Consider the following 23838-nt stretch of genomic DNA (forward strand, 5'->3'; position numbering starts at 1 on the left):
CTATTAACACAAGTTAGCTGCGGTACAACCGCCTGATGTGGCCCAATTCACAGAGCCATTAGCTACCGTGCCGGTTAATACATAGGTTTCGTCCGCTGTCACACCAGATTGCACATCTGCATTTGGCGTGACCGTAACAACATAACCTGCAGCTTCAGTACCAGAAATAACAACCGTATTGACTAACGCACCTGCTGCCCAACCAGCCTGATCGGCAATATCATCACAGTTAGCGGGGATACCCGTTTGTACGCATATCTCAACCGCGGTTTTCGCAGGACCCGCAGCCGAGACGACTTCACTAAAACCCGCTTTTGCGGTGTAAGTTTGATATGCAGGCAAGGCAATCATGGCCAAAATACCGATAATGGCAACCACAATCATTAATTCTATTAGAGTAAATCCACTTTGTTTTGCTGTCGTTGCTGTATTCGTATCAGTTGTGTTCATGAAGTCTCTCCTGCACTTGTGCGGTGCATGTTTTGTTAAGTGACGCCCTGTTACGAATATGTAACAAGGCGTGTTGCTAATTCCAATTCAGTATAGAACGTCCCGACCAACTGACAAGTATGCGGGGCTATACCTAGGTGTATGGAACTACCAACTTAACATTTTAAGCCAGAAGAGCGCATTGAGATAACGACGAAAAGAAGAATAGCTAGCTAACGACTCTTAGCGATAAATCAATAGCTTGCACATGTTTTGTGAGGGCTCCACTGGAGATATAATCAACCCCAACTTGCGCCAACTCGGCGATACGTTCTTTGGTAATATTGCCTGACACTTCTAATTTGCTGGCGCCGTTTGTTAACGTTACGGCGTTACGAGTATCTTCTAAGGAGAAGTTATCTAACATTATAATATCTGCTTGTGCGTCTAGAGCTTGTTGAAGCTCATCCAGGTTTTCTACTTCCACTTCAACTGGAATATCAGGATGCATCTCACGCGCTTTATTGATGGCATTGGCGATAGAGCCACACGCTAAGATATGGTTTTCTTTGATAAGATAGGCATCAAACAGGCCGATACGATGATTTTTGCCGCCACCACACGTCACTGCATATTTTTGCGCTAGTCGTAATCCAGGTAAGGTTTTGCGCGTATCTAGCAACTTAGTTTTACTGGTGCCTAAGGCTTGCACATAATCAGCCACGACGGTGGCAGTGCCCGATAAGGTTTGCAAAAAGTTTAACGCGGTTCGTTCAGCGGTTAAAATTACTCTAGCGTTACCAGATATCTGGCATAAAACGGTATCTGCTTTAACGTGCTGGGCATCTTCGACGTACCACTTAATATCGGTCGTTTCATCAAGATACAAAAAAGTTGCATTCACCCATTCTTTACCGGCGATAACACAATCTTCGCGGGTGATTATATTCACGGTTATATGTTGAGATTCAGGAATAAGATTAGCCGTAATATCGCCCATTGAGCAGTCTGGACCGCCTAAATCTTCCAGTAATGCAGTTTTAACCGCTTCTTGAATTGCTTGTTGTAACATGTTCACTCTTTATCTTTATAAATTAGATTTTAGGAAATTAAGAAATATTTATTCGCTACGTAGGATCAGCCTATCCCCTCGTTGGGCGAATTCTACTTGTTTCAATGCACTCATCCCAAGCAATATCTCATTTCCCATCATGCCCGGGTTCAAGTGAGCGGTAACATTTCGTAAAACGATGCCGCCAATTTGCAGTTCAGCAATAACGGTACGAGCAACCTGCAGCCGACCGTTGGCCGTTTGTACCCAGGCTCTTATTCCAGGCTTTAGACCTAAACTAGGCCCCAACGCACTGGGAATCGACACGTCGGTTGCGCCAGTATCAAGCATAAACACCACAGGTTGAGCATTGATTAAGCCACTGGTAACATAATGCCCGTAACGATTTTGTTGCAATTGCACCTCAATCCTTTCACCGGTGGTTTGACTGTAGGGTTCAGTATTAGGGTTGAGTTGTTCGGCCAACTGCTTGTGAAATAACAAGGTTAGCAGACCCAATCCCACCCCCCAAGCAAGTATCAACATCCACTTTCCCATGGCGCTTTGATTCGATTCAGTGGCCGCTGGTGTTTCATCTTTTGACATATTCGATTCGACTTTTACTGTGTGACGTTAAATAATACCAATCTCACTGAGATTTAACAGGGTTGCTGTGTTGCCTTCATCATTACTAAACAATATGACCGTTGATGCACTAATTGATCAGCATCTAGTTAACGGTGCTCGTCAAATACTCACGACCCATAAAGATGAACGTCCCGACCCCAGTGATATTTCATTGTTGGTTATACACAATATTTCGTTACCTCCGAATCAATTTGATAACCGTTATATAGAAGATTTTTTTGTCGGCAAACTAAATGCTGAAGCGCATCCTTACTTTAAAGAGATACATAAAATACGCGTATCGGCCCATTGCGTGATCAAACGTGATGGCGAAATAGTTCAATTTGTTCCCTTTGACCAACGCGCTTGGCATGCTGGTAAATCGTGTTTTCAAGGCCGAGCTATCTGCAATAATTACTCTATTGGCATTGAGTTAGAAGGGGCAGACCATATTCCTTACACACCGGCTCAGTACCGCGTGCTAACTGAACTAAGTAATGCCATTATGTATGCTTATCCTAAGATTAGTCTTGGCAGGGTCGTAGGGCATAATGACATTGCTCCAGGGCGTAAAACCGATCCGGGTCTTGCTTTTGATTGGCCGCGCCTTAGGCAAGGCATACAGCCTAAGAAAAACCTATAATAATAACGATAACAATGAGGAATAAAGCATGACATTAATCAGTTTATTACTGGTGCTGTTCGTGGAGCGTGTCACAACTAAGTCTCGTTACTGGCAAGCTGACTTTTACAGCGCTAAATACCTAGACAGATGGCAGAACCGCGATTGGTTGTCAGGCGAAACATCGCTCCTGTTGTTAGTCATTATTATTGCGTTGCCTTCTTTACTTATCTTTTGCGCACTCACATTCGCGGTCGGACAAATTATCGCTTTTATAATCAGTACCGCCATACTTATGGTCTGTGTTGGTTGCCCCAGCGTTCGAGCTACCTATAAATGTTATTTACAAGCCGCAAACCGTGGTGACATGGAGGCCTGTAACCTTTACGCCGACCAAATCATTGAAAATAATCAAAATCCTGGGACTTTTGGGCAAAACTTAGTCTGGCAGAATTATCGCCATTATGCCGCCGTTGCACTATTTTTTGTAATTTTGGGGGCTCCGGGGGCTGTTTTATACGTATTAGCGCGAGCTGCCGAATCACGTATAGGCCATGAAAATAATACAGTAAACAAGATTATGTATTTCTTAGATTGGCTACCAGTACGTATCACAGCATTAGGCTTCTTGTTGGTTGGTCACTTTTCACATGCACTGCCTATTTGGCTAGGCCACTTTTTGACGCCCAAAATTCCGGCGAAAAAACTACTCATAGATGTTTCAAGAGCGGCTGAAGATGTCGAGCCAGATGAACACAATTGTACTGAAGAGCCATGCACGTTGGTTCGCTTAGCTAAGCGCAATATTCTTTTTCTAATGGCTGTTATTTCAGGATTAACCTTAGTGGGTTGGCTTAACTAACACCTCAGACCAGTCGACCCAAATCCGCTAAATCTCCCGCGATTTGGGTTGTCTACTCGCTTTTTATTACTATATTTAACACGCTTTATACAAATAGACATTTACCCAATTGCAATACTGCTCTAAGCTATTGGGCTAATTGGTCTTACCAATTGTCCAATTTGTGTGTTTTGCTTTCAAACATACGGTTTTAGAAGACAGGAGTGGTTACACGACATGCAGCATGTTCGTACAAAAAAATTGTCCGATGAAATAATGGAGCGTATTGAATCCATGTTGATAGACGGCACTTTTCTTTCTGGACAAAAAATGCCGTCAGAGCGTGAATTAGCGCTCAAATTTGCCGTGTCTCGCCCTTCCGTCAGAGAAGCCATTCAAAAACTGGAAGCCAAAGGATTAGTTGAGCGCAAGCAAGGCGGCGGAACATTTGTAAAACGCCGGATGAATACCTTGGTCACTGACCCGTTGATGGCCTTATTAACCACTCGGCCTGAAACCCAATTTGATTTACTGGAATTTCGTCATGCACTCGAGGGAATGGCAGCTTATTACGCTGCGCTAAGAGGACAGCAGAGTGATTACGACGCTCTGCAAGACGCACTGTCAAATTTACCCAGTGCTACGCAGAAAAGTGATCACAATCGAGAAGCTGAGGCGCTGGTTGAATTTTATCTAACGATGGCTGTCGCAGCACATAACGTGGTTTTACTACATGTTATGCGCAGCTTTCAAGCGCTACTGAAAGATAATATTCACCGAAACTTAGTTTTTCTAGCTGCTTACCCAGATGCACAGCATATGATTAATTCGCAGCGTAAAAATATTGTACAAGCAATTATCAAACGCGATCCTAAATTGGCTCGTGATGCGAGTAACGAACACCTTGCATACATAGAGAAGACTTTATTAGACATAAATCGTCAAGACATGCGTATGCAAAGAGCGTTACGCAGAATAGAAGTAAAAGAGTAATCGTTTTAAGTAAACAATGAATCGCTTTTTATTTCAGTTAACCTAATGATTGTACGACTGAAGTTAAGAGTAAATTTAATAAACAACTTTAAATATAGGAGAGCACCATGGCTGATATGATGCATCCGGATGTGGATCCACAAGAAACGCAAGAATGGTTAGATGCCCTTGACGCAGTATTAGAAGAGGAAGGCATTGACCGTGCGCACTATTTGCTAGAAAGCTTAATAGACAAAGCCCGTCGCAATGGTGCCTACCTGCCCTATGATGCGACCACAGCATATATCAATACGATCCCAGCTGGCCAAGAGCCAACTATGCCTGGTGATCAAACCCTCGAAGCTAATATCCGCAGAGCCATCCGCTGGAACGCGATGATGATGGTGCTTCGTGGCTCTAAGAAAGATTTAGAGCTAGGTGGCCATATTTCAAGTTTTGCCTCATCAGCCATGCTTTACGATGTGGGCTTTAACCACTTTTTCCGTGCACCCAATGATAAAGACGGCGGCGACTTTTTGTTCGTTCAAGGCCACGTATCACCGGGTATTTACTCACGCGCCTTCATTGAAGGTCGTTTGAGCGAAGAGCAGCTTGATGGTTTCCGTCAAGAAGTGAACGGCAAAGGTATTTCGTCTTACCCGCACCCTAAACTTATGCCTGATTTTTGGCAGTTCCCTACGGTATCAATGGGTCTTGGTCCGATGCAGGCTATTTACCTTGCTCGATTCCTTAAGTATCTCACAAGCCGTGGTTTGAAAGACTGTTCAGATCAGCGCGTGTGGTGCTTTATGGGTGACGGCGAAGTAGATGAGCCAGAAAGCTTAGGTGCTATTGGCCTTGCTTCACGTGAAGGACTCGATAACTTAACGTTTGTTATTAACTGTAACCTACAACGTTTAGATGGACCGGTACGTGGTAACGGCAAAATTATTCAAGAGCTTGAAGGCACGTTCCGCGGCGCTGGTTGGGAAGTGTTGAAAGTTATTTGGGGTCGCTATTGGGATCCATTATTGGCCCGCGATTCATCAGGTAAGTTACTTGACGTTATGAACGAAACCGTTGATGGCGAGTATCAGAATTACAAAGCTAAAGGTGGCGCTTACACCCGTGAGAACTTCTTTGGTAAGTACCCTGAACTAAAAGAAATGGTGTCGAATATGTCTGATGATGATATTTGGCGCTTGAACCGTGGCGGACATGATCCCGTTAAAGTTTATGCTGCGTATAAACGCGCAACTGAAACGAAAGGTCGTCCTCAGGTTATCCTAGCTAAAACCGTTAAAGGTTACGGTATGGGTGCTGCAGGCGAAGGTAAAAACATCGCGCATAACGTTAAGAAAATGGATATCGAATCAGTACGTCACTATCGCGACCGTTTCAATATCCCTGTTGCTGACGAAGATATTGCTAGCCTGCCTTACTTCAAGTTCGCTGAAGACAGCGATGAAATGAAATACTTACGCTCTCGTCGTGAATCATTACATGGTTATATGCCTGTTCGTTTAGCGAAAAGCACAGAAGATCTACCGGCACCGCCGCTTAAAGCTTTTGAAGCGATTACAAAAGGTTCTGGTGATCGTGAAATATCGACCACTATGGCATTTGTACGGGTATTAACCGTAATGTTAAAGGACAAAAAAGTTGGCTCACGCGTGGTGCCAATCATTCCTGATGAAGCGCGTACCTTCGGTATGGAAGGTTTGTTCCGTCAAGTAGGTATTTACTCTAATGGCGGTCAAAAGTACGTTCCACAAGATAAAGACCAAGTGGCTTACTATCGTGAAGATGAAAAAGGCCAAGTACTGCAAGAAGGTATCAACGAGTTAGGTGCAATGGCATCTTTTGTTGCTGCTGGTACGTCTTACTCAACGAACGATTTACCGATGATCCCGGTTTACATTTACTACTCAATGTTTGGTTTCCAACGCGTTGGCGACATGGCTTGGGCTGCAGGCGATAGCCAAACCCGCGGATTCTTAGTAGGCGGCACCGCCGGTCGAACAACGCTTAATGGCGAAGGTTTGCAACATCAAGATGGGCACAGTCACATCCAAGCGGCTTTAATCCCGAACTGTGTGTCTTACGACCCTACGTATGGTTATGAAATTGCAGTTATCGTACAAGACGGCATGCGTCGTATGTTCGAAGAGCAAGAAAATGTCTTCTATTACCTGACCGTTATGAACGAAAACTACGTTCAACCTGCCATGCCAGAGAACGTTACTGAAGGTATCGTAAAAGGTATTTACAAGCTTGAACATCAAGGTAATGCAAACAACAAGAAGAAAGTTAAGCTTCTTGGTTCTGGCACCATACTTGAGCAAGTGCGCAAAGCAGCAAAAATTTTGCATGATAAATATTCTGTCGCTTCAGAAGTGTATAGCGTCACCTCGTTTAATGAACTGGCCCGTGACGGTGTTGATTGTGAGCATTTTAACTTACTCAACCCTGAAAAAGACCAACGCGTTCCTTACATCACAACCGTATTGAATAACGGTTTTGACGGCCCAACAATTGCCGCTACGGATTACATCAAGAGCTATGTAGATCAAGTTCGTGCTTTTGTTCCTGGTCAATATAAAGTGTTAGGCACTGATGGTTTTGGCCGCTCTGATAGCCGCGATAATTTGCGTCACCATTTCGAAGTAGATGCGAAATTTGTCGTTATTGCAGCGCTTCGTGAGTTGGTGACCGCTGGCGATATCGACAAAAAAGTGTTGCTAGACGCCATTGCAGAGTTTGGCATTGACCAAAACAAAATTAACCCGCTTTACGCGTAACCATTAGAGGATTTAATCAAAATGTCAGATATAAAAGATGTATTGGTACCCGATGTTGGTGGCGATGAAGTAGAAGTCATTGAAGTACTTGTCGCCGTTGGCGACGACGTAGAGGCTGAAACATCACTGATTACAGTAGAAAGCGACAAAGCGAGCATGGATATTCCTGCTCCTTTCGCTGGAAAAATCAGTGAAATTTCTGTCAACGTAGGCGATAAAATCAGCCAAGACCAGCTCATTATGAAGTTGTCCAGTGGTGCCAGTGCGCCGCAAGAAGACAAAACACCAGCACCTGCGCCAGCTCAGGAAGAGCAAGCACCCGCGGCGTCAAAGGCTGAGCAAGAAGCGCCTCAAGGGGCAGCGGAGACTCAAGAGGCAGCTGAGGCTCAAGTCATTGAGGTAACGGTACCTGATATCGGTGGAGACACTGATGTTGAAATCATTGAAATACTGGTTGCAGTAGGTGACAGCATTGATGAAGAAACTGGCTTAATTACCCTGGAAACTGATAAAGCGACCATGGACGTGCCCGCTCCTAAAGCGGGTATCGTTAAAGAAATTAAAGTCAAAACAGGGGATAAAGTATCTGAAGGCTCTTTGGTATTGTTGTTAGAAGTAGCAGGAAGTGCCCCGGCGAAAGCTGACGCTGCACCTCAAGCACAATCGGCTCCAACTCAACAAAGTCAGCCTGAAAGTGCTCCTGCTGTGGAAGAAGAGCAAGCCTCTAGTGAGCCTGAAATAATTGAAGTAAAGGTTCCTGATATTGGTGGAGACACTGATGTTGACGTCATCGAGGTTTTAGTTGCCGTTGGCGATAAAATCGACGAAGAAACTGGTTTAATTACCCTAGAAACTGATAAAGCGACCATGGACGTACCTGCGCCTAAAGCGGGTGTGGTAAAAGAGCTGAAAATCAATGTCGGTGACAAGGTATCGGAAGGTTCAGTTGTATTATTGTTGGAAGTAGCAGGTAGTGCACCAAAGGCAGCCCCTAAAGCAGCACCAAAGGCTCCTGAACCCCAAGCTGCTCAAACCGCTGCTCCGGCAAAAAACACTCCTAGATCTGCTCCCGTTCCCCATCATCCTTCGGCGGGTGAGCGCAGTAAAGCAGGTAAAGTACATGCATCACCTTCAGTGCGCCGTGTGGCGCGGGAATTTGGCGTAGACTTATCTCAGGTTAAGGGGACAGGTCCAAAAAATCGCGTATTGAAAGAAGACATACAATCATACGTTAAGTACGAGTTGTCTCGTCCTAAAATGACCGCAGGCTCTTCTGTCAGTACTGGCGGCGGTGGCTTACAAGTACTTGCGCCGCCTAAGGTTGATTTCAGTAAATTCGGCGAAATAGAAGAAATTCCATTAACCCGTATCCAGAAAATTTCTGGTCCAAACTTGCATCGTAACTGGGTAACTATCCCGCACGTTACACAGTTTGAAGAAGCTGATATCACAGATTTAGAAGCCTTCCGTAAGCAACAAAATGTTGTCGCTGAAAAGAAAAAGCTTGGCTTTAAAATAACACCATTGGTGTTCATGATGAAAGCCGTTGCCGATGCGCTTCAAGCTTACCCTGTATTTAATTCTTCATTATCTGCCTCTGGCGAAAGCTTGATCCAGAAGAAGTATTTCCACGTGGGTATTGCCGTTGAAACGCCAAATGGTCTTGTAGTACCGGTAGTCCGTGATGTCGATAAAAAAGGCATATACGCGTTATCAAAAGAGTTAATGGAAATAAGCATTAAAGCCCGAGACGGCAAACTGAAATCCACTGACATGCAAGGCAGCTGTTTTACCATATCTAGCTTAGGCGGAATTGGTGGAACTGCGTTTACACCTATTGTAAATGCTCCGGATGTCGCCATATTAGGTGTGTCTAAGAGTGAAATGAAGCCGAAATGGAACGGTAAAGACTTTGAGCCAAGGCTAATGTTGCCTTTATCGCTGTCTTACGATCACCGAGTCATTGATGGTGCAGTTGCCGCACGCTTTGCTGTGCACTTAAGTAAAGTCTTGGGTGATTTACGCGAAATGTTACTGTAACGAATAGCGAGGCGATAATGTGCAAAAAGTTATCGCCTTTTCTTTGCTAACCAGTCGTCGGCTAGGTAGAATTTCGTCGAGTCTGGAAGAAAATCAATAGATTGAGGTCAAAATGAGCGAAATAAAAACTCAGTTGGTAGTGCTTGGTGCGGGCCCCGGTGGTTATTCCGCAGCTTTCCGTGCAGCCGACTTAGGTATCGAAACTGTAATTGTTGACGTAAACAGCAAACTGGGTGGTGTATGCTTGAACGTAGGTTGTATCCCCTCTAAAGCATTGCTTCACGTCGCGAAAGTCATAGAAGAAGCCAAAGCATTATCTGCTCATGGCGTAGATTTTGGTGAACCAAAATTTGATCTAGACAAAATTCGTGGTTGGAAAGACAGTGTCGTTGACAAACTAACCGGCGGTCTTGCTGGTATGTCTAAAATGCGTAAAGTAAAGCATGTTCAAGGCTACGGAAAATTCACTGGTGCCAATACGCTTGAAGTTGTTGGCGACGATGGCAAAACAACCATTTCTTTTGATAATGCAATTATCGCGGCCGGCTCTGAGCCTGTTAGTTTGCCTTTTATCCCACAAGATGATCCTCGTGTAATTGACTCAACTGGCGCACTGGAGATGGCTGACATCCCTGGAAAAATGCTCGTATTGGGTGGCGGTATCATCGGTCTTGAAATGGGCACGGTATACAGCGCGCTAGGGTCAAAAATCGATGTGGTAGAGTTCTTGGACCAATTGGTTCCAGCTGCTGATAAAGACATCGTCAAAATTTATCAAAAAACCGTTAAAGATAAATTCAATATCATGCTTGAAACCAAGGTAACCGCGGTTGAAGCAAAAGAAGACGGTTTATACGTAACGTTTGAAGGCAAACAAGCGCCAGCAGAACCCGTTAAATACGACAAAGTATTAGTCGCTGTTGGTCGTCGCCCTAACGGTAAGTTAGTTGACGCTGACAAAGCAGGCGTAACGGTAGATGAGCGCGGCTTTATCAATGTTGATAAGCAAATGCGTACCAACGTTAGCAGTATTTTTGCGATCGGTGATTTAGTAGGCCAGCCTATGCTAGCCCATAAAGCTGTTCATGAAGGCCATGTAGCTGCCGAAGTTATCTCTGGTATGAAGCATTACTTCGACCCTAAATGTATACCGTCAGTTGCTTATACCGAACCAGAAATGGCATGGGTTGGATTAACTGAAAAAGAAGCAAAAGAACAAGGTGTTAGCTATGAAACAGCTAGTTTCCCTTGGGCGGCTTCTGGTCGTGCAATTGCCTCTGCTGCCACTAACGGTATGACTAAGCTTATTTTCGATAAAGACACACATCGCATTATCGGTGGTGCCATTGTTGGAACGAATGCGGGTGAAATGTTGGGTGAAATCGGTCTTGCGATCGAAATGGGTGCTGATGCAGAAGACATCGCATTAACCATCCATGCACATCCTACATTGAATGAGTCTATTGGTTTAGCCGCTGAAATGTATGAAGGTAGCATTACAGATTTACCTAATCCAAAAGCGAAGAAGAAGAAATAAATACAGCCGAGGAACTGCCAAGTTCCGTCGTCAAAAGGGCCTTCGAAGGCCCTTTTTTATTGCCTTTGAACCTGAAGAAACATCTCTTTTATCGTAAGCTGCGTCGAAATAACGAGTTATTCAGCTAAACGACTTATGTTACAAATTTTCACACTTATTCATCCAAGGTTTTTGCACTCACCTCAAGTTGTCATTAGACTGCTGACTGCTAAAAACGACAGAAAAAAAGTGAGTATACCGCGCCCTAAAGGTACTTTAGGCACAAAGGGGTATCATCACATCACAAGGAAAAATATGAAAAAGCTATCTTTAGTAGCAATGAGCGTGTGCATTGCTTTGGGTCTTAGCGCATGCAGTCCTGCGCCAGAACAAAAATCAGAAAATAAGCAAGAGGCAATGAAAGTTGTTGAGAAAAAAGCCCCTGTATTATCTGGTATTGATTTAACCGCGATCGATGAAAGTGTCCGCCCACAAGACGATTTATTTCGTCATGTAAACGGTACTTGGTTAGAAAATACAGAGATCCCCGGCGATAAGTCGACCTACGGTGTATTCAATGTATTATACGATAACACGCAAGATAATCTGAAAGCGCTTATCCAAGAAGCTGCGGACACGGATGCCCAAAAAGGCTCTAACACGCAAAAATTAGGCGACATGTACAACAGCTATATGGATGTTGATCTCGCAAACAAATTAGGCCTTTCTCCTTTGCAAGCCGAGCTTGATAGCATCAATAATATCAGTGATATGAAACAAGTATCAGCTAAGTTTGGTGAACTCTATACAAAAGGTATTGGTGGTATATTTAATTTTTATGTCTCTCCGGACGCGAAAAATCCTGAAGTGGTGGGCATGTATTTAATCCAAGGTGGTTTAACATTACCTGATCGGGATTATTACAGCAAAGACGATGATAAATTTGTGAAATTTCGCCAAGCTACACAAAAGTATATGGCCGACGTGCTTGCTACTGCTGGTGTTGAAAACCCTGAAGTCGCGGCTAGTGACTTAATGGATTTAGAAAAAGACATTGCCTCTAAACATATTTCGCGTGTTGAAAGTCGCGATGCAGAAAAGAACTATAACAAGCGCAGTACCGAAGAAGTCAAAAGCCTAATGGGTAGTAGCTTTGATTGGCAGGCGTATGCAGATGCGAGTGGCATTGGTAGTGTTGAGGAAATCATCGTTCGCAATATGCCGTATTTTGAAGCCGTTGGTGAAATTTACGCGAATCATGACGTGCAAGTGTGGAAAAACTATCTTACTTACAATCTTGTTGACGCGTATGCATCGCAATTAAACGAAGAGCTGGTAAACCTGCATTTTGATTTTCATTCAAAAACATTAAATGGTATTCCAGAACAACAACCTCGCTGGAAACGCGCCGTTGCCGCTACCAGTAGTGTCTTAGGTGAAGTCCTAGGCCAACAATATGTCGAACGTCATTTTACGCCTGAAGCTAAAGCGAAAATGGATGAGTTAGTTAAAAATCTAACCAAAGCTTACGGTGAAAGCATTGATACATTAGATTGGATGTCGCCTGAAACCAAAAAAGCCGCTCGTGAAAAGCTCGCTAAGTTTACACCTAAAATTGGTTACCCTGATAAATGGCGCAGCTACGATGATTTGACAATTGATGCTGATGATTTGGTTGGTAATTACATTCGTTATTTTGAATTTGATCATGCAGTTGACGTAGCTAAAATCGGCAAACCTGTTGATAAAGCAGATTGGGGCATGACGCCGCAAACTATCAACGCCTATTACAGCCCAGTGCGCAATGAAATCGTCTTCCCAGCAGGGATCCTACAATCACCTTTCTTTGACATGACTGCTGACGACGCCGTTAACTACGGTGCGATAGGTGCTGTTATAGGGCATGAAATTGGTCACGGATTTGACGACCAAGGTTCTAAATATGATGGCGATGGCAATTTACGCAGTTGGTGGAGTGATGCGGATCGCAGTGCATTTGATGTTTTGGGCAAAAAACTCGTTGCGCAATTTAATGCCTTTGAGCCCATCCCTGACCAACATGTGAATGGTGAACTTACCCTTGGCGAGAATATCGGCGATTTAGCAGGTGTAACCATTGGGTATAAGGCTTATCACATGTCTCTTGGAAATGACGAAGGTAAAGTCATTGACGGCTTAACGGGCGACCAACGCTTCTTTATGGGTTATGCCCAAGTATGGCGTAGCAAAATGCGTGAAGATGCATTACGTGCTCGTTTGCTGAGCGACCCCCATTCACCTGGCGAGTACCGTGTAAATGGTATCGTAGGTAACGTAGACGCCTTTTATAAAGCCTTTGATGTTAAAGAAGGCGATAAGATGTATCTGGCGCCAGAAGACCGCGTTAAAATTTGGTAATATAAATTAAACAGCAATATCACAGCCAACTCGGATATCACATCTGAGTTGGCTTTTTTATGCATGGTTTTGTGCTAGGCGTTTGTGCTGGTAAGTTAATTTTAAAACTCCATCATTGTTAGCAGTACCATTTTACGTCAGCTCATCGTAAACTTTAATCAATCAAGTGATTGAGAACCCTGCATTGCAACAACTCGAAATATTCCACATAGACAGCCCATGTATTGGTATATGCCAGTCGGGTCCTCGTGGATATTGTCTAGGATGTTACCGTTCTAGAGAGGAACGTTTGCACTGGATTAACTTAGACGATCACGTTAAGAGTAAAATTGTTAAAGCGTGTGTATTACGCAAAAAGCGCGCGTTTGCCCGCAAGCACAGCACAGAACCCGTTATATCTGAGGACCCAGTACAAGGCGATCTGCTTGATTAGCAGACTTCTTGCAGAGCCTCACGATTATTGTTTGCCGAGGATGCAACGAGAGCAATATCATCCACTATCTGTTGCCATAGTTCAGTCGGCAAGGTGTGTCCCATGCCAGCATATATTCGGAGTTTCGCACCTGCAATTGCACTCGCTGTTGCATGCCCATTACTGACTGGCAACATAGGATCTGCATCACCGTGAATAACCAAAGTAGGCAGGGATAATGAATTTAATGCGGACGTTCTATCTTTGGCAGCTAATATTGCAGAAAATTGTCGCAATACACCTTCTGGATTAAGCCCCCGGTCGTATGCTTTGTTAATCAATTTTGAGGTACGCAAAAAATCAAAGGTATAATAATCTCCGTGAAGCGTTCGCCAAAATTCAATGCCACTAGCAATTCCTTTATCCCGTTTTTTAGGCATTGGTTTAAGCAATTTATAGACGACGTCCCTATTAGGCCTATGCAAATTCTTATTGCCTGTACTGGACATAATTGACGTTAGACTCAGTACCTTTTGCGGATATTCAATCGCTAGAATTTGCGCAATCATGCCTCCCATAGACGCACCAACAATATGCGCTTTGGGCACATTTAAATGTTCCATTAAGCCAATAACGTCTTTTGCCATATCAACTAATGTGTAAGGGATAGGAACCTGCGCACCGAGTAAACCACTTGCAATAAGTTGCAATAAATTTGGCGTAAACTTATCGTCGATGTATGTGCTTTCCCCCACATCTCGATTATCGAAACGAATGACCCAAAAGCCCTGTTCTGCAAGCAATTGACAAAACTCATCTTCCCAGAAAATGCGCTGAGCACCAAGTCCCATAATTAGCATCAAAGGTATATTCTGTTGGTTACCGAAGGTATCGAATGCAATCTGAAGTGGTGCTGCATTATTTTTGCAATTTAGTTCGATTAACTGGTTCTTAGCCATAAAAATTGTAACCTAAAATAGTTTTTAGCCCACAGTATGCGCAAAAATATGGCCATACCAAGATAGAATAACGTTTAGCACTGTTACCCTTTTGGCTATGCAAAGTGACTTTAGTTCCGCATACCTCGTTCAATGCTTATACTGAACCAACAACAGTAAAGGGAATGTTATATGTTATCTGCCGAAGAATATGCTCTGCGCGCTACGCAATCTTTCACCCTACCGCAAACATGTGTTCAGATACGACGTCTACTTGATAATAATAAATCCGACTCAACTGACATAGCAAAGATAATATCGAACGATCCAGCTCTTAGCGCTAAGCTCCTTAAATTAGCCAACAGCGCTCTATTTCGCTTCGAGTACCAAATAGACGATATCGACAAAGCGATAACCGTTATAGGAGGAGAAGCCCTTTACAATTTAATGATGGCAGAAACTGCCAGTTCCGCATTTGAGCACTTCAGCAATGATGCGATCGATTTAAATCGTTTTTGGCTACAAAGTGTTTACGCAGCCTTAGTGGCGAAAAATCTGGCAAAAATGGCTCGTATTCGCACCAGTGGACGTTATTTTGTCATCGGTTTAATGCATAATATTGGTGAATTGCTTGTAGCAGCCGATACGCCAAATTTTGCGACACAATGTGCTGAATATAGTACCGACGTACCACCATGGAAGAGCCAAGAAAATATACTCGGCTTCTGTTATACCGATTGTACTTATGCGTTACTCAAGCAATGGAACTTGCCATCCAATTTATATCAATCATTGCCCAATGCCCACAGCGAAACGATTAACGGCACCCAAGCTGATGGATTGATGTTCATAGTATACCGAGCGGCATTAACGTTGGTTGAACCGGAAAAGTTTAATCTCTCAAATTTAATTTCCCATTCGTTATTGCAAAAGATGAGGTTAACGGAACAAGATGTTGTCGACAGCATGAAATTTGCTCAAATAGAAGCTGCGACGCTGATAAGTGTACTGCGGTCTTAATTGATTAAAGCTTAGTCTAAAGTTCTAGGCTTTGCTCGTGTATAGGGATGCATTTTAAACACCAGTTAGCTATAATGCCGCGCATCGTCCTGTGTTTACTAATCTTATTTCGAAGAATAATGTTCAGATACCTACTTTTGCTGGCTCTGTGTTTCCCCTGTCATGCTCAGATTAACATTATGCGTTCTCTCTATATGTCGGACAGCGTTGGCTCGCTTCCAGAATCTGGTAGCCGTATTTCAGCTACCGGTGAATTAGGTATACTGGCCAACAAAGGCAACACCAACTCCTCGAGTTTAAACGCCAAATTTAACATTAGTCACGAACTAGAAAAGTGGAGCTATCAAGCTATCGCTAGTACCCGTTATACAACCTCTAAAGAGGGCGAAGACGGGCAAGAGTATGATGAGACAACTGCACAGAAGAATTTTATCTCAACTCAAATTGATTTCAAACTTGCTTCCCCTGATGAACGTATATTCATCTATGCTGAATACGAAAATGATCGTTTCGATATTTATGATTACCAAACGTTAGTCGCTAGTGGCTGGAGTGAACGTCTTTGGCGTGACGAATTCAGTGAATTTAAGTATAGCGTAGGGCCCGGATACGCCATCGGTGAGGCAAAAAATGATGAAGAGAATGATGACTTGCAAGGTCTCATCCTGCGGACCGCTTTGGAATACACATTAGAAATTTCAAAGTCAGCGCAGTTTCGTCAGTTTATCAGCACTGAAACCGACCCCGAATACACCAGAACCAAATCTGAGACGTCACTTTCCACTAAAATTTTTGGCTCATTAGCCATGAAGTTATCGTTTATTATGGAACACAATAGTAATGCAGAAGTGTCCCAAGAGAGCTTAGACACGGAAACCGCTGTGACGCTCGTTTACCATTTTTTTTAACTCGTTATTGCCCTAACAAATTTAATTTTCACCTTAAGGATATTTTTTATGAACAAAACGCTTATCGCTACCGGACTACTACTCACCGGAAATGCCTTCGCCCAAGAAGAAGTCAAACCATTTACTATGGATGGCGAGCTAGGCTTTATCGCTACATCGGGTAATACTGAAACGACCTCTTTAAATGCAAAATTGTCTGCTCACCAAGAGCTAGAACAATGGAGTAATGATTTCTTGTTTGAAGGGTTATATAAAAATGACGATGTCGCCCTTGACGACGATACCAGCGAAACACAAACCACCGCCCAAAAATTCTTTGTATCGGGTCAAGGTAACTACAAGTTAGCTAATCCTGATCACCGTTTATTCGCATTCGGTTCGTACGAAGATGATCGTTTCAGTAGCTTTAACTATCAATCAACGGTTGCAGCGGGTTGGAGCCAAAAGTTGTGGGACAACGAAACCACAAAGTTTGAATACAGTGTGGGTCCTGGTTACTCATTTGCTGAAACCTCTGAAGGTGAAGACGCAGACAGTTTCATTGTTCGTGGTGCTTTAGGCTTCAATTGGAAAGTTTCTGATACGGCCACATTTAAACAAACAATGAGTACTGAAGTCGGTGAAGATAACACCAAGTCAAAATCAATCACTTCGCTATCAGCCAAGATAAACAGCTCCTTGTCGATGAAATTGACGTTTACCTTGGATCACAACTCCAACGTGTCCAGTGATACAGAGAAGCTAGATACACAAACAGCTGCAACGATCGTTTACACTTTCTTCTAAACGAGCATCGTACCCACAAAAAAGGCACTTATGTTGCCTTTTTTTGTGGGTACTATTTATTTAACGCCATTTAAATTGAAGCACACCTAATGTCTGTCGTTGATCTCGCTTTGGCTGCTCAGCCAATGTTATACGATTGTAGGCGCGATTGTAGTTAACGTGTTGTTCTAACCCTAATTGCCAACTTTTATTAATATTGTAACGCCAAGCGATGGTCAAACCACGGCCGTCACTTTCATTAATATCATTGGGGAAAATATCGTTTTCGGATACCCTAAAATTATCAATGCGGGCACTGACACGATGTGCTCCAAGCTTATGGCTATACATCAAGTACCATGCATCAAAGTTGATGTAAACAAAGCGCTGACCCATAACACTACTGCCCGTTAACCACTGAGCAATAAGCCTAGCGTTTGAAGTAAAATCATGTGAGAAAGCCAGCGAATGAAATTTCGTTCGCCAAGCGTACAAGCGTTGATGATTCACTACATTTGGATCGGCTTGATTATCGTATAAATAATAACGCAACTGCGTTTTTTTATAGTAGCTAAGGTGCGCCCCTAGATAAAATCCAACGCGCCCATCAAGTTCATGGAAAGGCTCAACATAAGATGGATGGAAAATACCATCCGGGTCGTTTACGGTTGGGTAGTTGGCAAATATCAGCCTGTCGTTTTGTAGACTTTGACGGTCGTGCATGGCGAACCCACGCCAACTCAAAATTGTGCCTAATGTATCATTTCCCTTAAATGCCCCTGCGAGCACTTCCCAGGATAACGGGCTTCGACTGCTTCGACCCGAGTTATACAAAGATACTTCAACGCCTGCGACGCGCAGCTCTTCGCCTATCCAGCTATTAATAGACGATTGCGTATAGGTATATGGAGATAACCAGCCAATATCAACGTTTTCTAGAGACATCCTGGGATAAAAAAATCCGGCCCGGGCTTTAAACCGCGCAGAACCAATAGACAAGGGTTTATAGTTCACAACGGCTTGAGTCACACCCAGATGTTGCTCACCGTTTTGATAAACGTTGGCAACTACGTTATAAGATAAACTAGAAGTAAATTTACCTTTAACGTTCAGCAAGCCCTGCTGTAAATTTAAGCTGTCATCTTGATATTGAACGATACCGGTTCCACCATCAAGCCAAGGAAGCTGACCGTCCGCTTTAACAACATTAGCTTGTACTAATCCGCTAAATTGTTGCGCATTTACCATAGACAGCTCGGTGAATACCGCTAACACGCCCAACATAACTCGCATCAAAAACACGCCATTCATGCTACTAGACGACCATCTGTAATATTCTCGACCAAAAGCACAAACTCGTCGACACATAAGATTTTGGTCAACAAGCGAGCGTTCTCCCAGTAAGACTGCCAGCCAAGCGTTGAGTATTTCGTTGTTGGTAAACTAATTTTGACGGGAAAGAGAAGATAACCAATAAAATATTAGTCAGTAATAATAGGGATTGAAACGATAATTGCGTGTGCAAGAAAGTTGTGAAAAACAACTTACTCATAGTCACTAAATTCATTGTCACTATTTTCGTAAGCGTTAACGTCAGGAAGCAAACTTGAAGGAATTTCCACCGTTATCTGCTCGTCGCCTTGAACAGACAGATTTATTTCGAAGGATTCAGGTGAGTCTTGAATACGTGGATGCCAGGCCTTAAGCGAATACTCGCCATCAGGCAAAACGATCATCGCCTTGCCTGCTGTATCTGTCTGTTTAAAATATGGGGTATCGACGACGTAAATATAACCGAGCATCCAATCATGTACGTTACAGCCAAGTTCAACCACACCAACTTTTTCAAATAACAATGGGTTTGCCCTAAGACCTTTATACAATTCCAATTCAAATACTTTGGCTGGCGAGAATGAGTAAACATGGTGTTGAATAGAATCTGAATTGGGAAAGCTAACTTGAGTACTGCGCTGCACGGCTAAAATATGCGGTAAAAATTGGGTGTTGACCTGATCCATTATGGCTATCTTAGCGATAGGCTCCTGGGGGGCAAGATTTTCAGATGTTAGATATACAACGACATTAGACAATGCCTTATTTTGCTTATCTAACACCGTTATTTCTATGTTTCCTGCGTAACTCATAAAACTCGTTACACCTAACAATAATCCCATACTGAATATGCGCATTACTACCTTAAACTTTGAGTAAACACTAATCGCTTTGTAGTGAACTAACTTACGCGTAGCCATTCAAGCTGGCCAACACACGTTTAGCTTCGTCAGATTGAGGTGGGTGTCCGTACTCTATTATTTCCTCAAGTAACTCAGTGGCAGACTCAATCTCACCGATTTCTATGTAGGCATGTGCTAAATCAAGCTTAGCGCCAAAACCATCATCACTGTCGACATCTACATGATCAGCATCCCCTTGGGCTCCAGCGAATTCCCCCATTACAGCATTTAAATTTAGGGCTTTTTCAGGTGAGGGATCGGCCGTAATACTGTCGTTAAGTAACTCATCAACATCTAAAAAATCATTGTCTTGGTCATCGCTGTCATCCAGCTCGTTGCCTTCGAGCAAGGTGGCTATATCAACCGCATCATCTTGCGCAGCTTTTCTATCTGGGGTGTGCAACGACTCTTCGGCCGATGCCCGCTCTAACTCTTCATCTAAGTCATCATCTAGACTTTGTAACATGTCATCAAAAGAGGCCGATTCTAAATCATCGATCGTTTCAACGTCATCGGCGTCTGCGTCACTTAGCCAGTCCTCTAACTCTGGAAAATCATCTAAATCAGCATTATTTTCCGTTACTGGCGTTGCTGATGATTGCGCATAATCATTGGATGTTTGCTTAGCATCCTCGCTATCTTCATCATCCAGCGCAAAGCTTTGCAGTGCACTTTCTAACTCGTCATCATCAAAATCATCTAACGTACCAATATCATCTAAATCCAAAGTACTGCTAGATTCATCTTTGCGTTCTGAGGTATCTGTTAATGTGTCAGACTCGATATCATCAAAGTCCGCTAATGCTTGCTCTAATGCATCATCTATCTCGCTATCATCTGATCTGCTTGATTGATCGTTTGATTCTAGAGGATCATCTGTAATGGCTTCCGATGAGCCAGTTTCCTTTGATACAGGATCATCGGTGTCAGTGTCAGCATTATTTTGTTCAGCAGTTGACCCTAGCTCTTCGTCGCTATCGTCAAGAGAAGCCGATGAGGCATTTGATTCTTGAAGTTCATCATCAATATCCGCAGACGATGTCCGTTCCTCTGATACATGGTCATCGATATCGGTGCCTGCGTCAGTCTCAGTCTCAGCATTATTTTGTTCAGCAGCTGAAGCTAGCTCTTCGTCGCTATCGTCTAGGGAAGTCGATGAGACACTTGATTCTTGAAGTTCATCATAAATGGCCTCAGATGATGCTGGTTCCTCTGATACATGGTCATCGGTGTCAGTGTCTGCATCAGTCTCAGCCTCAGCATTATTTTGTTCTGCAGTTGACGCTAGCTCTTCGTCGCTATCGTCAAGAGAAGCCGATGAGACATTTGATTCTTGAAGTTCATCATCAATAGCCTCAGATGATGCCGGTTCCTCTGATACATGGTCATCGGTGTCAGTCTCAGTCTCAGCATTATTTTGTTCAGCAGTTGACGCTAGCTCTTCGTCACTATCGTCTAAGGAAGTCGATGAGGCACTTGATTCTTGAAGTTCATCATCAATAGCCTCAGATGATGCCGGTTCCTCTGATACATGGTCATCGGTATCAGTGTCAGTATTACTTTGTTCATCAGCTGATGTTCGCTCTGCGTCTTTATCGTCTACTGGAGTCGATAAGACATTTGGATCTTGAAGTTCATCTGAAACAGTTTCTGTTGGCGCATTATCAGAACTATCTTCTAGCCCTGAATCACTTTCAGCGGGGGGTAACGTTTTTTCAATATCTTTATTGGTAGTATCTAAAGAAACACGCTCTTCTTGCTGTCCACTGTGATTTTCTAATTTATTAGACTCATCGAGGGTATAATCGACAACGTCTAAGTCATCATTGTCTTGCGGTAAATCGAGGTCTTTTTGTGCATCGGTAATGCCATTGTCGTCATTAAGCTCTTCAACAAAGGGGTCTTCATCAATTAAGACATCGTCTTGGCTGTCTGCGACGTTACCGTCATCAGCATCGGCAGCCTCTTTCTCTATAGTAGATCCGCTCTTTTCTTGCTCGACTGCTTGTTCAACAAGTTCTTGCCGATCATCATTTGTTGCAGGAAATTGGTCGGCAGTACCTTGCTCCAGTTCCGCGTCTAATTCCGGCGCAGCTCCAGACTCATCTTTAGAAGTAGCTGCATTTTTTTGAGGAGACTCACTCGTTGGTGCAGTGTCATTTGCAAAAGTTTGTTCATCCATATTTGTTGATGAATGATCCTCTGACGGCTCAGGCTCAGAGCTAGCACTGTCGACCTCGGTGAATATATCACCCAGATCTTCGGTAATTTTATCCAGTTCTTGTATGTCATGTTGCGGCGTACCGGTAAATTCAGGCTCGTCTTCACCTTCAGGCAACATGTCTTGCATCATTTCAACTTGCTCGAGTTCATCGATCAAGTTGCTGGTGATGTTATCTAGCTCTTCACTTTGTGATGCTATCTCTTTATCGAGCTGTTCCAGTACGTCTTCATTGATGGGATCGTCTGCATTTACTTCGGACGATGCAGGAAGCTCCGCTTTAGGTTCAACTAACAACTCATCAATACTGATTTCAGGCTGCTCGTCAATGTCCTTTACAGGAGATAATTCAGCATTATCCACAGGCAAATCGTCAGGCGTATCAGCAGGTGCATCTTTCTCATTGTCGGCACTGTTTTCAATATTATCTTCATCGACTGTCAGCTCAACATCTTTATCCGACTCTAACTCAGCCTCTAAATCGCCTAAGTCAAAATCATCATCATCATCATCATCATCAAGATTCTCATCTTGAATTTCAGGTGCCTCACTCTCGGGATCATCTTGAGAGGCAACTTCCTCCGCAGGCGTTTCTGGAGGTAGATCTTGAATGGGGTCGTCTTCAGACAAATCGATGTTGTCCATCTCTTCATCGATTTCAGCGAGAAGATCGTCTTCATCTTCGAATAAATTATCTAAATCATCTTGATCAAGCTCGTCGCTACCCGCTTCAAAATTTTCAGTCGGGTTCAGCTCGTTATCCGGTACCAACATATCGTCGTCAAGATCATCAAAGTCGTCTTTCTCTTCCTCGAACGATTCTTTGAGCTCTTCAGCCAGTACATCATCAGGCACATCTTGTTCACCAAACAAGCTGTCATCGTCTAATTCAGAACTTAGTTCTTCACTCAACGCATCGGACAAGTCGTCCATTTCGCTGGCCACGTAAGTATCTGCTGGCTCGTCTTTAGTCGCCAGTAAATCAAGATCCATTTCCGTTGGCTTCTTGCGTTTAACTAACCAGTAAGCGAAACTTCCGAGTAGTAGCAAAGAAAATAATATTGAGGAAATAATTAGCGTAAGTGGCTTCATTAGCCAATCACTGAACCCGCCTTTTTGCTCGGCCGCCAGCACTTTAGCAGCCTCATCTCGAGACTTGGCCAGCAGCTCTTCGATGCTTTTACCCATTTGCAGCATTTGCTCATCTCGCAACGCTTCTTGGCTACGAATTTCTGCTAAATCTTTATTGACCGAATCTAGACTTTCAAAGACTCGTTGATTTTCGTTGATAATACTTTGCACACTAAGAATAGACTCGGCAAACTGCTGCCGTATTTCTTGAAACTGGCGACTTTGTTCCTCATTGATAACGCCTAAGCGCTTTTCAAGAATGTCTTTGGTTTCATCTAAATCAGTTTTACTGGCTAATTTCTTATTGGTGCTAGAGCCGCTATCAGCCGTCTCACCACCAATATTGAGTAACTGGTTATCATAACGAACTTTAGCAATAGCCTGCCCTTCGTTTACACGACCGACATATTGCGTGGCCGGCAACCGGAGTATCGCGCCATCTCTGAGAAGATTAATGTTATTGCGCTCGAACGCATCCCGGTTGAGTTCGTAGGTTGCGAACATAACTTGGTAAATAGAATGACTAGAGTTTTGACGAGACTGACTGGCAATGCGCCAAAGCGTATCTGCAGAGGTAATGGGTCCATAAGTTTGCCCCGAATAATCAGAGTCTGTACTTTTCGGGCCTTTGATACGTACTTGCTGAAAATCGGTCGCTTGCGCTTGTAGGCCAAGAGAAAACGTTAAACTGAGGCTCGCTACAAAAAATAGGGCTAGCGTTCGCAAATTCATTGATCCTTTATGCCTCAAAATTAGGGTAAATAAGCTATTACGAGGTTATTTACAACGTCATTTATTATTATCAATACACGCACTTGAAATTAAAAAGCAAAAAGTATTCCATTAATTCATAAACTGCGTGAACTTAAGCCAACGTATCTTACTATAAACCAGAAGGTTAAGATGATCTAGA

At 43.4% G+C, this 23838-nt stretch carries 18 protein-coding genes; 11 read left to right on the forward strand and 7 right to left on the reverse strand.

Annotated elements, in window-relative coordinates:
* Positions 1 to 3 precede the first annotated feature (3 nt).
* The 3 genes from GQS54_RS14965 to GQS54_RS14975 form a co-directional block, all read right to left on the reverse strand.
* Positions 4 to 450, reverse strand: coding sequence for a prepilin-type N-terminal cleavage/methylation domain-containing protein (locus GQS54_RS14965; RefSeq protein WP_166424784.1), 447 nt, complete (start codon positions 448 to 450; stop codon positions 4 to 6).
* A 208-nt stretch (positions 451 to 658) separates the two neighbouring features.
* Entirely contained in the window at positions 659 to 1501 is an 843-nt protein-coding gene (gene nadC / locus GQS54_RS14970) for a carboxylating nicotinate-nucleotide diphosphorylase (RefSeq protein WP_166424785.1), read from the reverse strand.
* A 48-nt stretch (positions 1502 to 1549) separates the two neighbouring features.
* Positions 1550 to 2086 carry a TIGR02281 family clan AA aspartic protease gene (locus GQS54_RS14975; RefSeq protein WP_240919960.1) on the reverse strand — a complete coding sequence of 179 codons (537 nt, stop codon included), beginning with the start codon at positions 2084 to 2086 and terminating at the stop codon, positions 1550 to 1552.
* A 94-nt stretch (positions 2087 to 2180) separates the two neighbouring features.
* Between GQS54_RS14975 and ampD the strand changes: the two genes are divergently transcribed.
* The 8 genes from ampD (at position 2181) to GQS54_RS15015 (ending at position 13729) form a co-directional block, all read left to right on the forward strand.
* The gene (ampD, locus tag GQS54_RS14980; RefSeq protein WP_166424825.1) at positions 2181 to 2750 is read left to right on the forward strand and encodes a 1,6-anhydro-N-acetylmuramyl-L-alanine amidase AmpD; all 570 of its coding nucleotides are present in this window, start codon (positions 2181 to 2183) and stop codon (positions 2748 to 2750) included.
* A gap of 28 nt (positions 2751 to 2778) precedes the next feature.
* Positions 2779 to 3591 (forward strand): beta-lactamase regulator AmpE, encoded by an 813-nt coding sequence (gene ampE, locus GQS54_RS14985; RefSeq protein ID WP_166424786.1) that lies wholly within the window; start codon positions 2779 to 2781, stop codon positions 3589 to 3591.
* 216 nt (positions 3592 to 3807) lie between these two features.
* Complete coding sequence (locus tag GQS54_RS14990) at positions 3808 to 4563, forward strand: GntR family transcriptional regulator (RefSeq protein WP_166424787.1); 756 nt, start codon at positions 3808 to 3810, stop codon at positions 4561 to 4563.
* 107 nt (positions 4564 to 4670) lie between these two features.
* Positions 4671 to 7343: a pyruvate dehydrogenase (acetyl-transferring), homodimeric type gene (gene aceE / locus GQS54_RS14995; protein WP_166424788.1), complete on the forward strand. Its 2673-nt coding sequence runs from the start codon at positions 4671 to 4673 to the stop codon at positions 7341 to 7343.
* A gap of 21 nt (positions 7344 to 7364) precedes the next feature.
* Positions 7365 to 9383 carry a dihydrolipoyllysine-residue acetyltransferase gene (gene aceF, locus GQS54_RS15000; RefSeq protein ID WP_166424789.1) on the forward strand — a complete coding sequence of 673 codons (2019 nt, stop codon included), beginning with the start codon at positions 7365 to 7367 and terminating at the stop codon, positions 9381 to 9383.
* A 112-nt stretch (positions 9384 to 9495) separates the two neighbouring features.
* A complete protein-coding gene (gene lpdA, locus GQS54_RS15005) occupies positions 9496 to 10920 on the forward strand; it encodes a dihydrolipoyl dehydrogenase (protein ID WP_166424790.1) in 1425 nt (474 codons plus the stop codon).
* Between the two features lie 294 nt (positions 10921 to 11214).
* Positions 11215 to 13296: a M13-type metalloendopeptidase gene (locus GQS54_RS15010; protein WP_166424791.1), complete on the forward strand. Its 2082-nt coding sequence runs from the start codon at positions 11215 to 11217 to the stop codon at positions 13294 to 13296.
* A 184-nt stretch (positions 13297 to 13480) separates the two neighbouring features.
* Positions 13481 to 13729: a DUF1289 domain-containing protein gene (locus GQS54_RS15015; protein WP_166424792.1), complete on the forward strand. Its 249-nt coding sequence runs from the start codon at positions 13481 to 13483 to the stop codon at positions 13727 to 13729.
* On the opposite strand, the gene GQS54_RS15020 is transcribed toward GQS54_RS15015, so the two are convergent.
* Positions 13726 to 14667 carry an alpha/beta hydrolase gene (locus GQS54_RS15020; protein ID WP_166424793.1) on the reverse strand — a complete coding sequence of 314 codons (942 nt, stop codon included), beginning with the start codon at positions 14665 to 14667 and terminating at the stop codon, positions 13726 to 13728. The two genes, GQS54_RS15015 and GQS54_RS15020, sit on opposite strands and share 4 nt — an antisense overlap.
* A 171-nt stretch (positions 14668 to 14838) precedes the next feature.
* Between GQS54_RS15020 and GQS54_RS15025 the strand changes: the two genes are divergently transcribed.
* The 3 genes from GQS54_RS15025 (at position 14839) to GQS54_RS15035 (ending at position 17360) form a co-directional block, all read left to right on the forward strand.
* The gene (locus GQS54_RS15025; RefSeq protein WP_166424794.1) at positions 14839 to 15666 is read left to right on the forward strand and encodes an HDOD domain-containing protein; all 828 of its coding nucleotides are present in this window, start codon (positions 14839 to 14841) and stop codon (positions 15664 to 15666) included.
* A 194-nt stretch (positions 15667 to 15860) separates the two neighbouring features.
* Entirely contained in the window at positions 15861 to 16574 is a 714-nt protein-coding gene (locus tag GQS54_RS15030; RefSeq protein ID WP_166424826.1) for a DUF481 domain-containing protein, read from the forward strand.
* 48 nt (positions 16575 to 16622) lie between these two features.
* A complete protein-coding gene (locus tag GQS54_RS15035) occupies positions 16623 to 17360 on the forward strand; it encodes a DUF481 domain-containing protein (RefSeq protein ID WP_166424795.1) in 738 nt (245 codons plus the stop codon).
* Between the two features lie 60 nt (positions 17361 to 17420).
* Here the strand turns inward: GQS54_RS15035 and GQS54_RS15040 are convergent, their stop codons facing one another.
* The 3 genes from GQS54_RS15040 to GQS54_RS15050 form a co-directional block, all read right to left on the reverse strand.
* Positions 17421 to 18623 (reverse strand): hypothetical protein, encoded by a 1203-nt coding sequence (locus GQS54_RS15040; protein WP_240919965.1) that lies wholly within the window; start codon positions 18621 to 18623, stop codon positions 17421 to 17423.
* A 260-nt stretch (positions 18624 to 18883) separates the two neighbouring features.
* Positions 18884 to 19528 (reverse strand): methylamine utilization protein, encoded by a 645-nt coding sequence (locus GQS54_RS15045; RefSeq protein ID WP_240919962.1) that lies wholly within the window; start codon positions 19526 to 19528, stop codon positions 18884 to 18886.
* Between the two features lie 49 nt (positions 19529 to 19577).
* Positions 19578 to 23657, reverse strand: a complete 4080-nt coding sequence (locus GQS54_RS15050) for a FimV/HubP family polar landmark protein (protein ID WP_166424797.1) — start codon at positions 23655 to 23657, stop codon at positions 19578 to 19580.
* Positions 23658 to 23838 lie beyond the last annotated feature (181 nt).

The sequence above is a fragment of the Paraglaciecola sp. 20A4 genome (genome assembly GCF_011378905.1).
GTDB lineage: Bacteria > Pseudomonadota > Gammaproteobacteria > Enterobacterales > Alteromonadaceae > Paraglaciecola.